General features: G+C 69.2%; 15 protein-coding genes. 3 read left to right on the top strand and 12 right to left on the bottom strand.

What is annotated here, in order from left to right:
* Nucleotides 1-179 precede the first annotated feature (179 nt).
* The 3 genes from VEC57_16125 to rpoZ all read right to left on the bottom strand — a co-directional run bounded on the left by VEC57_16125 (nt 180) and on the right by rpoZ (nt 2,537).
* Nucleotides 180-917: a molybdopterin-binding protein gene (locus VEC57_16125; GenBank protein HYC00663.1), complete on the bottom strand. Its 738-nt coding sequence runs from the start codon at nt 915-917 to the stop codon at nt 180-182.
* A 12-nt stretch (nt 918-929) separates the two neighbouring features.
* Entirely contained in the window at nt 930-2,258 is a 1,329-nt protein-coding gene (locus VEC57_16120) for an RNA polymerase factor sigma-32 (GenBank protein ID HYC00662.1), read from the bottom strand.
* A gap of 78 nt (nt 2,259-2,336) precedes the next feature.
* A complete protein-coding gene (rpoZ, locus tag VEC57_16115) occupies nt 2,337-2,537 on the bottom strand; it encodes a DNA-directed RNA polymerase subunit omega (GenBank protein ID HYC00661.1) in 201 nt (66 codons plus the stop codon).
* A 117-nt stretch (nt 2,538-2,654) separates the two neighbouring features.
* Between rpoZ and VEC57_16110 the strand changes: the two genes are divergently transcribed.
* From VEC57_16110 to ligD, 3 genes are all read left to right on the top strand, one after another.
* Nucleotides 2,655-3,401: a glutathione S-transferase family protein gene (locus tag VEC57_16110; protein ID HYC00660.1), complete on the top strand. Its 747-nt coding sequence runs from the start codon at nt 2,655-2,657 to the stop codon at nt 3,399-3,401.
* A gap of 94 nt (nt 3,402-3,495) precedes the next feature.
* On the top strand, nt 3,496-4,170 hold the full coding sequence (locus tag VEC57_16105) for an NnrU family protein (GenBank protein ID HYC00659.1): 675 nt from the start codon (nt 3,496-3,498) through the stop codon (nt 4,168-4,170).
* Nucleotides 4,171-4,178: 8 nt separating this feature from the next.
* Nucleotides 4,179-5,519, top strand: coding sequence for a non-homologous end-joining DNA ligase (gene ligD / locus VEC57_16100; protein HYC00658.1), 1,341 nt, complete (start codon nt 4,179-4,181; stop codon nt 5,517-5,519).
* Here the strand turns inward: ligD and VEC57_16095 are convergent.
* The 9 genes from VEC57_16095 to VEC57_16055 all read right to left on the bottom strand — a co-directional run bounded on the left by VEC57_16095 (nt 5,467) and on the right by VEC57_16055 (nt 13,465).
* The gene (locus tag VEC57_16095) at nt 5,467-6,549 is read right to left on the bottom strand and encodes an ATP-dependent DNA ligase (GenBank protein HYC00657.1); all 1,083 of its coding nucleotides are present in this window, start codon (nt 6,547-6,549) and stop codon (nt 5,467-5,469) included. The two genes, ligD and VEC57_16095, sit on opposite strands and share 53 nt — an antisense overlap.
* Before the next feature lie 11 nt (nt 6,550-6,560).
* Nucleotides 6,561-6,941, bottom strand: a complete 381-nt coding sequence (locus VEC57_16090; GenBank protein HYC00656.1) for a pyridoxamine 5'-phosphate oxidase family protein — start codon at nt 6,939-6,941, stop codon at nt 6,561-6,563.
* A gap of 119 nt (nt 6,942-7,060) precedes the next feature.
* Entirely contained in the window at nt 7,061-7,777 is a 717-nt protein-coding gene (locus VEC57_16085; GenBank protein HYC00655.1) for a TlyA family RNA methyltransferase, read from the bottom strand.
* Nucleotides 7,778-7,813: 36 nt separating this feature from the next.
* The gene (locus VEC57_16080; GenBank protein ID HYC00654.1) at nt 7,814-8,815 is read right to left on the bottom strand and encodes a farnesyl diphosphate synthase; all 1,002 of its coding nucleotides are present in this window, start codon (nt 8,813-8,815) and stop codon (nt 7,814-7,816) included.
* Nucleotides 8,812-9,093: an exodeoxyribonuclease VII small subunit gene (locus VEC57_16075; GenBank protein HYC00653.1), complete on the bottom strand. Its 282-nt coding sequence runs from the start codon at nt 9,091-9,093 to the stop codon at nt 8,812-8,814. The genes VEC57_16080 and VEC57_16075 overlap by 4 nt, the downstream gene beginning before the upstream one ends.
* Nucleotides 9,094-9,186: 93 nt before the next feature.
* Nucleotides 9,187-9,825: a molybdenum cofactor guanylyltransferase gene (locus tag VEC57_16070; protein HYC00652.1), complete on the bottom strand. Its 639-nt coding sequence runs from the start codon at nt 9,823-9,825 to the stop codon at nt 9,187-9,189.
* Nucleotides 9,809-10,681: a M23 family metallopeptidase gene (locus VEC57_16065; protein ID HYC00651.1), complete on the bottom strand. Its 873-nt coding sequence runs from the start codon at nt 10,679-10,681 to the stop codon at nt 9,809-9,811. The genes VEC57_16070 and VEC57_16065 overlap by 17 nt, the downstream gene beginning before the upstream one ends.
* Nucleotides 10,682-10,716: 35 nt before the next feature.
* Entirely contained in the window at nt 10,717-12,087 is a 1,371-nt protein-coding gene (xseA, locus tag VEC57_16060; GenBank protein HYC00650.1) for an exodeoxyribonuclease VII large subunit, read from the bottom strand.
* Nucleotides 12,088-12,103: 16 nt separating this feature from the next.
* On the bottom strand, nt 12,104-13,465 hold the full coding sequence (locus tag VEC57_16055; GenBank protein HYC00649.1) for a S41 family peptidase: 1,362 nt from the start codon (nt 13,463-13,465) through the stop codon (nt 12,104-12,106).
* Nucleotides 13,466-13,554 lie beyond the last annotated feature (89 nt).

The following is a 13,554-nucleotide window of genomic DNA, read 5'->3' as shown; positions in this document are numbered from 1 at the left end:
GAACCCGGCGCAGCGCGCCGACTCGATCTTTCGTTACAAAGCCCGGAGATGGACCAGCTCGGGTGCTGGGAGCGGGCCGAAGCTACCCGACCCCCTGTGCGCTGACAAGCGCGCACCGGCGCGCATCGTGGCCCGCTGCCCTTGGAAATCAGCATGTTGGCGCCGCCGCCGCCGGCGGCTCAGGGCTCGATTCGAACCACGTACCCGTCGGGCAGCCTCTCGATCAGATCGGCCAGCGCGCGCTCCAGATAGCTCTCGTCCTTGGACTCGAGCGTCAGGCGCACCCGATACTCCGGATGCGCAAGCTTGGGATACGAGCCCAGCAGCAGCTCGGGGAAGGCCGCCAGCGTGGCGTTGAGGAACTCGGCGATCCCCGTCTCGTTCTCCCGCACCAGAACCTGGCGAAGGTGGTAGGGCTGGGTGCGGAAGCGGTCGCGCAGCGAGACGATCTTGTCCTGGAAGATCTCGGGAATGCCCGGAAGCACGTAGACGTTGCCGACGACGATGGTCGGGAAGGCCGCGTGATCGCCGGTGACGAGCTCGCAGCCGTCGGGAACTCGCGCCATCTTCAGATGCGCGTCGTTGACGCGCGAGCCGACGAACTTCTCGATCGCGGCGCGCAGGCCGGGATGCTCGACGACCTCGCGGTCGAACGCCTTGGCGATTCCCTCCATCGTCACGTCGTCGTGCGTGGGACCGACGCCGCCGGAGGTGAACACGAGGTCGAAGCGAGCGGCGAAGTCGGCGACGACGCTTGCCACCGTGTCGATCTCGTCCGGAATGATCGTGACGCGCTCGAGCGAGACGCCGAGAGACCGCAGCTCACGAGCCAGGAAGGGCGTATTGGCATCGGTCACCTTCCCGGAAAGGATCTCGTTGCCGATCACGACCAACCCTGCCGTCGGAGTCTCGCGCACGGTGGAAACGTATCAAACGACCATATCTTCGTCGAGGTCGCGCACCTGGCTGACCAGATACTCGCGCAGCTTCTTCTTGACCGCCGCCTCCATCTGGCGGACGCGCTCGCGGCTGACGCCGTAGCGGTCACCCAGCTCCTGGAGGGTCAGCGGGTTCTCCGCGACCAGCCGCTCCTGGAAGATCTCCGCCTCTCGCCCCTTGAGGGTCTCGGCGAACTCGCCGAGCTTCTCCTTCATCAGCGCGTAGAACTCTCCCTCGGCCACCTCTTCCTCGGCGCTGGCGCCGGGGGCGCGCAGCACGTCGAGCATCGTCCCGGCGTCCTCGTCCCGCGTCAGCGGCGTCTCCACCGACATCTCCGAGGACGAGGCCAGCCGCTGGTCCATCTCGATGACCTCGCGCTCCTTCACGCCCAGGTTCTCGGCGATCATCTTGCTCGTGGGCTTGAAGCCGGCGGCCTCCAGGCGCGCCTTCTCCTTGTTCAGATTGAAGAACAGCCGCCGCTGCGCCTGCGTCGTGCCGACCTTGACCAGGCGGAAATTGTTCATGACGTAGCGGATGATGTAGGCGCGAATCCACCACACCGCGTACGACGGGAAGCGCACGCCGCGGTACGGGTCGAACTGCTTGACCGCTTCGAGGAGGCCGACGTTGCCTTCCTGGACGAGGTCGAGGAGGTTGTGGAACGCGCGCTGGTACTCACGCGCGATCAGCACCACCAGGCGCAGATTCGAGGTGATGAGCTTGACGGCCGCGTCGCGGTCGCCTTCCTCGGCGTAGCGGACGGCAAGCTCGTGCTCCTCCTCGCGCGACAGAAGCGGATAGTGCCGGATCTCGGCGAGGTAGCGCGACAGCGCATCGGCCGGCACGAGCGCGCCTGCGCTCGGCGCGGCTGCAAGCGTCGGAAGCTGCACCTCGACGTTGCGCTCGCCGATACCCTCGCTGGCCGCCAGCATGTCGTCGGCATCATCGGTGATGACGACGGGCTCGCCGGCCGGCTCGGCATCGGTGCTCAGGTCGGGATCGGCGGCGAAGTCGGGCGCGGAGAGGTCGTCGAGGATTTCGGCCTCCAGCACCTCGGGCTCCAGGACGATGGCGTCGTCCTCGTCCGTGGCCGCCTCGTCGGCGCGGGCCTTGGCAGGCTCGCGCGCCGCGTCCTTGGGCGGCACGGTCTTGGCAGAAGCCTTGGCGGCGCGGGACGAACGCTTGCGCGTTTTGGGCTGGTGGGTGCCCTCGGGCGCCTCTTTGTCGGTGTCGGTGGAACGGCGGCGTTTGCCGGCTGATGCGTCGGCACCGCTGGTGCCGTCGTGGGATTCGCTGTCGGTCGTTCTTCGGTCGGCCATGAGTTCGGGCCGGACCGCCGATCGCGCCGGCTCGCGGGGCGGCAGCGGATGTCTCGGTCGCGGCGCGCTGCCGCGGCGTCAGCTCCCGGGCTCGCTCTCGATCTGCTTGACCGTGCCGGCGGCCACTTCGCGCAGCGCCGTGACGATCTCTTTGTTGTCGGTCTCCACGAGGGGCCGCGCGCCGCGCAGGAGCTGCTTGGCCCGGCGCACGGCGACGGTCGTGAGAAGGAACCGGTTCGGAACCTTTTCTAAGCAATCTTCTACGGTTACTCTTGCCATCGCCTGAACCCGGGCGGACCTTAGACAGGGCCCTGCCGGAAGTCAATGTAGACGGCGGGCGATCGCGCCGGGGGAAGCGCGCGGTGGCGACCAGGAGAGGCCGCTCAGGAGGCACATGTGGTCACGCTCTACCAGTTCGAGATCTCTCCCTTCTGCGACAAGGTTCGACGCATCCTCCAGTACAAGGGGGTCGAGTACGAGGTGCGCGAGATCTCGATGCAGGAGGCCGTGACCAAGATTCGCAAGGTCAACAAGGTCGGCAAGCTTCCGGCCATCGAGCACGACGGCAAGAGCCTCGGCGATTCGACCGACATCGCCTACTACCTCGAAGAGAAATTCCCCGACCCTCCCCTGATCCCCGACGACGCGCGCGAGCGCGGCCTCGTCCATGCGTTGGAGGACTGGGCCGACGAGAGCCTGTACTTCTACGAAGTGTTCCTTCGCTTCACTCTCGGACACAACGCCGAGAAGTGGGTGCCGATCCTATGCGCCAAGGACACCGAGATCGTGCGCCGCGCCGGCCGGTTCCTCGTGCCGCGTCACATGAAGGCGATCCTCGTCAAACAGGGACTCGGGCGGAAGAGCCGCAAGCAGGTGTTCGCCGACGTGCGCCGGCATTTCGATTCGCTGACCGGCATGCTGCAGGGACGTGAGTGGCTCGTGGGCACCTCGATGACGCTCGCCGACATCGCCGTTTACGCGCAGTTCGCGTGCATCTGCGGCGCCAAGGAAGGCGCGGCGCTGCGCGCGGAGCGGCCGGTCGTCGACGAGTGGATGAAGCGTGTCGATACGGCGACCGCCCCGCGAGCCGTCGGCCACGAGGCCGCCTGCGGCCTCGGCAGCGAGCGCGTCGGCGCGGCCTGACCTCGAGAGCCGCCGCGCCCACGGCCGCGGCGCGTCCGACATCATCGCCGGCAACGGAGGAAGTGCGCATGCAGCAGACATCGAGGGAGCGCTGATGCCGCCGTGGGCGTGGATCCTGGTGTGGGCGTTCCTGTTCGGCGTCACGCACATGGCCATCGCTTCGGTGCGCCTGCGGCCGATGCTGGTCGGCAGGCTGGGCGAAGGGCCCTACCTCGGCCTGTATTCCCTGGTGGCGGCGGCGACGTTCGTGCCGATGGTATCGGTATATCTTGCGCACATTCATGACGGGCCGCTGCTGTGGAGCCTGCGCGGCTCCGCGCCCATCCACTGGCTGTCGATGCTGTTCTCGGGTGCGATGTTCTCGATGGTCATCGCCGCGCTGGTCCAGCCGAGCCCGGCATCGCTGGGGCCGCGCAAGCACGTGCGCGCGTACGGCCTGACGCGCATCACGCGCCACCCGCTGTTCATGTCGCTCGGCCTGTGGGCGCTGGGACACCTGCTCGTCAACGGGTTCGCGGCCGACGTGGCGTTCTTCGGCAGCGTCTTCTTGATCGGCCTCGTCGGCTGCATGCACCAGGATGCACGCAAGCGGGTGACGGAGCGCGGCACGCTCGACGCGTTCTTCGCCGAGACATCGCTGCTGCCGTTCGTCGCCATCGCGCAGGGACGAACGCGATTCGTGCCTTCGGAGATGCCGTGGATCGCGCTGGCGGTGGGCGTGGTGGTGTCGACGATACTCTACCAGCTGCACGACTGGCTGTTCCGCTAGAGGCTCCCGTGCCGAAGAAAGCCGAGGCCGAGATCATCGACGTCAGCGGACGGCAGGTCGCGATCACGAATCCGCAGAAGATCCTGTTTCCCGACGCCGGCTGCACCAAGCTCGACCTGGTGCAGTACTATCTGTCGGTCGCCGACGGCGCGCTTCGCGGAGCGGGCGGAAGACCCAACGTGCTGGTGCGGTATCCGAACGGCATCGGCGAGGAGTTCTTCTTCCAGAAGCGGGCGCCGCAGGCGCGGCCCGAGTGGCTCGACGTCGTCACGCTCAGCTTCCCGTCCGGCCGCACCGCCGAGGAGATCGTGCCGCGCGATGCGGCCGCCCTTGCATGGATGGCGAACCTCGCCTGCATCGAGCTGCATCCGCACCCGGTGCGCGCCGAGGATCTCGATCATCCCGACGAGCTGCGCATCGATCTGGACCCCGTGCCGGGCGTGGAGTGGGCGCAGATCGTCGAGGTCGCGCGCGTCGTGCGCGAGACGCTGGCCGACTTCTCGCTGGTGGGGTGGCCCAAGACGTCGGGATCGCGCGGCATCCACGTCAACGTGCGCCTGCATCCGCGCTGGCCATTCGACGACGTGCGGCGTGCTGCGGTCGCGTTCGCGCGAGAGGTCGAGCGGCGCGCGCCGGCCATCGCTACCAGCAAATGGTGGAAGGAAGAGCGTCACGGCGTCTTTCTCGACTACAATCAGAATGCCAAGGACCGCACCGTCGCCTCCGCGTATTCGGTGCGGCCGCGTCCCGACGCACGCGTTTCGGCGCCGCTGTCGTGGGACGAGATCGACAGCTGCGATCCGGCCGACTTCACGCTGAAGACGATGCCGCAACGCCACGCGAGCATCGGCGATCGCCATGCCGACATCGACGCGCACCCGTGCTCGCTCGATGCGCTGCTCGAGCTGTCGGAGCGGCACGCGCGCGATGGCCTCCGCGATGCCCCGTGGCCTCCGCACTACAAGAAGCAGGAAGGAGAGCCGCCGCGCGTGCAGCCGTCCAAGAGCCGCGCGTCGGCCACGTCGACGGCGGGCAGGCGCGCGCCCCGGCATCCGCTCCTCGAGATCGGCCGCGCCTGGAATAAGGAGGCGGCGCTCGAAGGGCTCGAGCGCTGGAAGCAGCGCCATGCCGAGGCCGCTGCGTATCTCCAGCCGGCCGACGTTCTGGTCGACGCGATGCGCGGCAAGTCCTCGACCTGGACGCGCGTGCGGATCAACCTGCAGCATGTGCCGCCCGGGCTGCGGCCGAAGCAGGAGGCGCTCGATCCGGACGAAGAGGTTGCGGAGGGAAAGCCGCCTAGCGCCGCACCGAAGCGCCGAACACCTTCGCGAGCTCGTAAGGAGTCGTGACCTCGAGCTGGTCGTAGCGGCAGTCCTGCGGCTGCTTGTCCGGACGCCAGCGCAGGAAGATCGCGGCGTGGCGGAAGCGATCGCCCTGGAGGTGATCGTATTTGATCTCGCACACACGCTCGATGCGCAGAGGCTCCCACGACAGGTCCTTGCCGGCGCTCCAGCGGCTCTGCGCGCCGGGCATGCGCTGGACGCCTTCCTGCGCCTGCGCCCACTCCTTCCAGGGATGATCGTCGAAGGCGTTCTTTCGCAGCGGCTCGAGCTCCTGCGCGAGCTGACGGCGCTTGTCCATGGTGAACGACGAGGTGACGCCGACGTGATGCAGCGTGCCCTTGCCGTCGTAGAGACCGAGCAGCAGCGAGCCCACCAGCCCCTTCCCCTGCTTGTGCCAGCGAAAGCCGGCGACGACGCACTCGGCGGTGCGAGCGTGCTTGATCTTGATCATCGCGCGCTTGCCCGGCTGATACGGCGCGTCCTTCGACTTGGCGATCACGCCGTCGAGGCCGGCGCCTTCGAACTGCTCGAGCCACTGCACGGCCAGCGCGCGATCCCCGGTCACCGGCGTCACGTGCACGGGAGGCTCGATCGCTCCGAGCAGCTTCTCGAGACGCTGGCGCCGCTCCTGCTGCGGCCGCTCCATCAGGCTCTCGCCGCCGGCGGCCAGCGCATCGAATGCGACGAAGGAGGCGGGCTTTTCCCTGGCCAGCTTGGCAACGCGCGAAGCGGCCGGATGCAGCCGCAGCTGCAACGCGTCGAAATCGAGGCCGCCCGCTGCCGGCATCACGATCTCGCCGTCGAGCACGCAGCCATCGGGAAGACGCGCCAGAAAGACATCGTGCAGGTCGGGGAAGTAGCGGTCGAAGGGCCGGCAGTCGCGGCTCTGGATGTAGACGTCGCCGGGACCGCCGCGAAAGACGATGGCGCGAAAGCCGTCCCACTTCGGTTCGTAGAGGAAGGCGTCGCCGGACGGGATGTCGTCGGCAAGCTTGGCGAGCATGGGCTCGATGGGCGGCTCGATCGGAAACGTCATCGCGTGACCGATCAGCGCAGGCGCACGCAGTCGTCGGCGCAGCTGGCGCCGGGCCTGGGGGCTTCGGCCGACGGCCGATGCAGCACGCCACGCGTGGGCGCCACGGCCACGACGGCTGCGTCTCCCGTGCCCTCCATGCGTGCATCGCCGTCGACGATCAGGCTGTAGCCGCCGGGCTCGATGGGCGGCCACAGCAGGCTGACCAGCGGCCGTGCGCGAAGGTTGGCGGCGGTGCGGCGGCCGCACTTCATGACCAGTTCCTCGCCTCCCCACGCTACCGTCACCGCCACCGAGTGCGGGCGGCCGTCGTCGGAGACGGTCAGCAGGTACGGCGTGGGTCCGAAGCGGCCGATCTCGGCGCGAAGGTCATCGACGGTCACCGCAACGCTCATCTCATCCTCCGGTTGCCGCCGGCCGCCGCGCGGCAGAACGCTCACCCGTTGCCGCCGGCCGCGACGGGGCGGCAGAACGCTGCCGGTTGCCGCCGGCCGCGGCGGGGGCGGCAGAATGCTCAAATGCAAGACCTGACCCCACTCTTATCCGCGGCGAGGAGATATTCCACGTTGCCTTCGGCGCCCTGGATCGGCGAGGGGATGCTGCCGCGCACCTGCAGGCCGCACGCTGCGGCGCTGGCCTCGACGTCGGCCAGCGCCTGCCGCCGCGCCTCCTCGCTTCGGACGATGCCGTTCTCCAGATGCCGCGCCTCCACCTCGAACTGCGGCTTGACCAGCATGATCAGCGCGCCGCCCGGCGCCGCCAGCGCGGCAAGGAACGGCATCACGCTCCTCAGCGAGACGAACGACAGGTCGGCAACGACGATGGACGGCGCCGGCGAGAGCGATTGGGGATCGACCGAGCGAATGTTGGTACGCTCCATCAGCACCACGCGCGGATCGCGGCGCAGCTCCCACGCAAACTGGCCGTAGCCGACGTCGACTGCGTAGACGCGCGCTGCGCCGCGCTCGAGCAGGCAGTGCGTGAACCCGCCGGTGGAACAGCCAGCATCCAGGCACGTGGCTCCCTGCACGTCGACGCCGAATCGCTCGAGCGCGGCGTCGAGCTTGGTGCCGCCTCGCGAGACGAACCGCGCACGCTCGCGCACGCTGAGCGCGGCGCCGGCCGCCACCATGTCGCCCGCCTTCTCGATGCGCCGCGTGCCTTCGTAGACGAGGCCGGCGAGAAAGAGCGGCGCGGCCTCGGCGCGCGAGGCAACCAGCCCGAGCGCGATCAGACGGTCGTCGGCACGAACGCGCGATGCCAGGGCTCAGGCTCCGCCGCCGGCGGCATCGGCGCGCGCGGTGGCCGTCATGGCCGGCGACACCGAGTCCTGCGCCAGCGCCTCGAGCACGGACGTGTCGCGATTCAGCCGCCGCAAGGCCCGCAGCGCGGCAGCGAGCTCGATGCGCAAGAGCTCGCGCGAGCGCTCGATGCCGTACACGGAGGGATAGGTCGTCTTGTCGCTCTGGCGGTCGCCGCCGACACGCTTGCCGGTGATCTCGGTGGGCGCCACCTCGTCCTTGATGTCGTCGGCGATCTGGAAGCTCAGCCCGAAGCGCTCGCCGAACTCCGTCAGCGCCTCCAGCTCCGCATCGACGGCGCCCGCAAGCATCGCCGCCGCGCGCACCGAGCAGCGAAGCAGCGCGCCGGTCTTGCGCTTGTGGATGGCCTGGAGCAGCGCCGCATCCCCGGCGATGCCTTCGGCCATCAGATCCGCCGCCTGCCCTCCGACCATCCCTTCGCGGCCGGCCGCGCGCGCGACCTCCCCGATGACGCGCAGCTGCAGCACCGGATCCGCCACCGGCGCGGCCATCATGAGGAACGCTTCGGTAAGCAGCGCGTCGCCGGCCAGGATCGCCATGCCGTCGCCGAACAGGACGTGATTGGTGGGCAGGCCGCGCCGCAGGTCGTCGTCGTCCATCGCGGGCAGATCGTCGTGGATGAGCGAGTAGGCGTGAATCATCTCGAGGCCGGCGGCGAACCGCACCAACGCAGCGGCGTCGGCGCCGAGCGCCTCGGCGGTGGCCAGGAACAGGAGCGGTCGGATGCGCTTGCCCGGCGTGCGAAGCGAGTAGCGCATCGACTCGGCGAGGCGCGCGACGCCGAAGGTTTCGGCGGAGGCGGCGGCAGCGGCGTGGCCGGCGTTCTGCTCGCCGCTGCGCGCGGCGGCGTCGCCGGCGGGCAATGCGGGCACCGCTTCGTCGAGCACGTCTTCGAGCAGCCGCGTCAGCCGTGCGATGGCGGCCGGCGGCGCCGCCGGCGCGCTCACGACTCGTCCTCGCCTTCGTCTTCGAACGGTCGCAGCACCAGCCTGGCGCCGCTCTGTCGCGCCTCTTCACCGGATGCGCGCGTCAGCTCCTCGATGCGCGCCTGCACGCCGTCGAGTCGCTCGTGCAGCAGGCGCACGAGCGAGACGCCGCGCTCGAATGCGCGCAGCGATTCCTCGAGCGCGATGTCTCCGGCCTCGAGCTTGCGCACGACCTCCTCGAGCTCGGCCATCGCCTCCTCGAAGCCGGTCTCGTGCTCCTTCTTCTCGTGCGTCGCCATCTCGTCAGTTACGAAATCGATCGGCGTCGGATCGCCAAAACCTCGCGCGGTCCATGCGCCGCAAGCCGCCGCAACGCTGCGCCGCTCGACGTCTCACGCCTCGGTCGTCGCCACGTCCGGCCTCGCCACGACGGCAGCGAGCGCGAGCCGGCGCAGCGCGTGCTCGAAATCGCCGGCGCGGTTGATGTTCCAGGTCTCGGCCGCCGACGGGGCCGAGACCGCGAGCGCGCCGAGCCGCGCGAGCAGCCGGTGCGGAGCCAGCAGTCCCTCCCTTAGCGCACCGAGCAGCGCCGGCAAAACCGACTTCGGATAGAAGGCCACGAGCGGCTCCCAGCCGCGCGCGCCGCGCAGCACGGCGGCACGCCCGCTGCGGCGTCCCAGCCGCGCCAGCGTCGCCAGCGTGTCCACGTGCACGAACGGCGCATCGCAGGGCATCACGATCACGCCGAAGCTCGCACGCAGCAGGCCGCCGGCGATGCCGGCAAGGGGCCCTCGCCCGCGCTGGGCGTCCTCGACGAAGATCACAGGCGCCGGCCGCACGAGCGCCCCGGCCCCGGCCACGAACACGTCGCCGTCGGCCACCGCGCGCAGCTTGGCTAGCGCGATCTCGGCCAGCGTGCGTGTGCCGAGCAGCGCGTGGCGCTTGTCGGCGCCGAAGCGGCGCGAGCGGCCGCCGGCGATCAGCAGCGCGTCGATCCGAGAACGCGCGGAAGGCTCAGTAGTCGTAGTCACTGGTGCGGAAGCGCTCTTCCTTCGGCTGGCGGCGCGCTTCCGCGGGCAGATCCGGGACCTTCAGGTCGATGCCCGGCAGCGTGATGGGATCGACGTGCGCTCCGCCCAGGCGCGCGCCGAAGTGCAGCACCGATCGTTCCTGGGGCATGCGTCCGATGGCGGTCCCGCCATTGACGGAGCGCCCCTGCTCCACCGCGACCTCACCAAGGCCCGAGTAGAACGTGTAGAGGCCCAGGCCATGGTCGATGGCGACGAATTTTCCGTTGGGTGCCTGTCCGACCAGCGCCACGGTTCCCCAGTTCGAAGCGACGACGGTCTCGCCGGAGCCGCCGACCAGATCGACGGCAGTGTGCGGAGCGCCCACGCGCTCGTCGTCGGTCCTGCGCACGCCAAAGGGCGTATGGATGTTTCCGCCGCCCACGGGCGTGCGAAAGCCGCCGTTCCACAAGCGCGTCAGGTTCGTGCGGCTCCACAGCGCCAGCAGCGCGATGTTGCGAACGGTCAGCTCCTCGACGGCCTGATCCTCTCGCGAGATCCCGCCCTTCCACAGCCCTGCGTCGTCAAAGCGGCGCGCACGCACCGTCACTACGCGAGTGCCGCTGCGCGAGCCGATGTCGTAGCGCAGCTCGTAGGGGCCAGGCAGCGTGTCGATGTCGACGGCGAAGAAGCCGGTGAAGACGCCGTTGGCGATCTCGCCTTGGAAGCGGCGACCCGCGATGGTGACGGTGCCGGTGCTGGCGTCCCTCGGTGCGCGCACCTGCAGACGAACCACCGCGCCCGGATAGACGATGGGCGGATCCATCACCACGTAGTAGGGCAGGTAGGCCGGCTCGGCCGCAGCGAGCGAAGCGGTCATCAGCATCGAGGCAACACCAAGCATCATCAGCCGCATCATTGGCTCTCGTCCCCGTCCTTGTCGTCTTCGCGCGACAGCACCTGCGCCGCGGCGCGGCCGCGATGGAAGCGCAGCTGCAGCGTCTCGCCCACCGTGATCTCGCCGGCGCCTCGCACCAGCGTGCCGTCGGCGTGGGAGGCGAGGCTATAGCCGCGGGCGAGCACCGCAAGCGGGCTCAGTGCGTCGAGCTTCGAGCCGAGCTCGGTCAGGCGGCGCGACTCGTCGCCGCTGCGCGAGCGCATCGCTCGCTCCAGAGCGGCGGCAAGAGCACGCGTCCTGTGGCTGGCCGCGTCGACGCGGTCGGACGCGGCATGCGCCAGCGCCGCGGTCAGCTCGGCCAGGCCGGCGGCGGCCTGCGCGTGGTTGCTGCGCATCGCCCGCTCCATTCGTGCGGCCAGGCGGTCGGCGCTCTGACGGACCTGCGCGATGCGCACTGCCGGATGGCGCAGGCGTCCGCCCACCGCATCGACACGGTGGCGCAGGCCCTCGAGCTTGCGGCGCATGCATGCGCGAAGGCGATGCTCGGCGGTGGAGACGTCGAGCTCGAGATCGGCTCGCACCGGCACCACCGCCTCGGCAGCAGCCGTGGGCGTGGCCGCGCGCAGATCGGCGGCCAGGTCGCACAGCGACACGTCGATCTCGTGACCGACCGCCGACACCACCGGCACCGGGAACGCCTTGACCGCGCGCACCACCGCTTCGTCGTTGAACGCCGCCAGATCTTCGCTGGCGCCGCCGCCGCGGCCGACGATGACGACGTCGCATCGCCCGTACTCTGCCAGCCGCGACAGCGCGGCCACGATCTGCCGCGGTGCCGTGGCGCCTTGGACGGTGGCGGCCGAAAGCACCACGTGCACGCCGGGGAATCGCCGCTGCAGCGTGGTCAGGATGTCGTGCACCGCGGCGCCGCGGCGCGAGGTGACCAGGCCGATGGTGCGCGGAAGAAACGGCAGCGGCCGCTTGGTGGCCGCGTCGAAGATGCCCTCGGCATGCAGGCGCGCGCGAAGCTGTTCGAACGCCTTCTGCGCAGCGCCGGCACCGACCGGCTTCATCGCCGTGATGTAGAGCTGCATCTTTCCCTGGCGGCCGAACACGCCCATGCGGCCGCGGCAGACGATCTCGTCGCCGACCTCCGGGCGGAACGCCAGGCGGAACACGTCGCCGCGCCACATCACGCACTCGATGCAGGAGCGGTCGTCGGCCAGGGTGAAGTAGCAGTGGCCGCTGGAGGCCTTGCTGAAGCTGGTGATCTCGCCGAGCACCAGCAGGTGCGAGAAGTCGCGCTCGAGCGTTCCTCCGATCAGCCCCACCAGCTCGGTGACGGAAAGAGGCGCTTCCTCCTCGGTGTCGGAGAGCGCGATGCTCAATGCAGCGATCCGGGGATCAGTGCGCGCGCTTGGCCGCGCTCTTGCCGGCGGCCGACGACGGCGAAGACGGCGCCTTCTCGGTCTTGGCCAGACGCTCCAGATGGAAGCCGGCCACGCCGCCGACCTTCTGGATGTCGCCCTCCCACGACTTGAGCATGTCCACCGCCTTCTTGAGCTGCGGATCCTTCTCCATGTCGAACTCGTCGTACGGGTTGAGCGGGAGATCTTCCTTCTTGCCGTCCTTGCTGCTGACCGTTTCGGGCTTGGGCGCCTCGACGACGACGTCGGGCTCGATGCCCGAGTCCTGAATCGAGCGGCCCGAAGGCGTGTAGTAGCGCGCCGTCGTCAGACGCAGCGCCGAACTGTCGGTCAGCGGCAGGATCGTCTGCACCGATCCCTTGCCGAAGCTCTTGGTGCCGATGACGATGGCGCGGTGATGATCCTGCAGCGCGCCGGCGACGATCTCGGACGCGCTGGCCGATCCTTCATTGACCATGATGACCATCGGCACGGGCCGGCGCGTTCCGTCGGCCTGCGCGAAGAACTTGTGCGCCTGCGACTCGACGCGCCCGTCGGTGCGGACGATCAAGCCGGCATCGAGGAAGAGATCGGAAATCTCCACCGCCTGCGTCAGAAGCCCGCCGGGGTTGTAGCGCAGGTCGAGCACGATGCCGGCGACGCCGCCCTTGTGCTCCTTGTCGAGCTTGTCGAGCGCCTCGCTCAACTCCTGCGCCGAGCCCTCCTGGAATCCGGTCAGACGCACGTACGCGAAGCGGCCGCCTTCGATGGTGCGCGCGCCGCGCACGCTGCGGATGTGGATGACCTCGCGCACCAGCTCGACGTCGATGAGATCGTTGACTCCCTTGCGCTTGAGCGAAAGGTGAACGCTGGTGCCGGGCTTGCCGCGCATCTTCTCGACGGCTTCCTGAAGGCCCATCTCCATCGTCAGGTCTTCGCCGATCTTGACGATCTGGTCGCCGGGCTTGATGCCGGCGCGGAAGGCGGGCGTGCCTTCGATGGGAGTGACGATGGTCAGGATGTTGTCGCGGACCGTCAGCTCGATGCCGAGACCGCCGAACTCGCCGCGCGTCTCGATCTGCAGCTCCTTGTATCCTTCGGGGGTCAGGTAGGCGCTGTGCGGGTCCAGCGAGGAGATCATGCCCTTGATGGCGCCGTCGATCAGCTCCTTGGTCGCGACCTCGTCGACGTAGTGCTTCTGGACGATCGCCATGATGCTGGCGAAGGTTTCCAGGCTCTCGTACGTGTCCTTGGCCTCAGGTGCGGCGCGCAGGGCGGACGATGAGAGGATCCCCGCAGTGAAGGCGCCGGCAACGATGGTGGTGAGGATGAGCTTTCGCGGCTTTTTTGGCTGCAGCACGCGCCAACTATACCAAAGCACCTCGGGGGAACAACGACGCTTGCGCCGCCCCGATCGTGCGTTCACGCATTCTTCAGGAAATCACGTCG

This window comes from Candidatus Limnocylindrales bacterium, assembly GCA_035626395.1.
Lineage (GTDB): Bacteria > Desulfobacterota > Binatia > UBA1149 > CAITLU01 > DASPNH01.
Note: the sequence above shows the minus strand (reverse complement) of the source record. Positions and strands in the feature narration are given on the sequence as shown.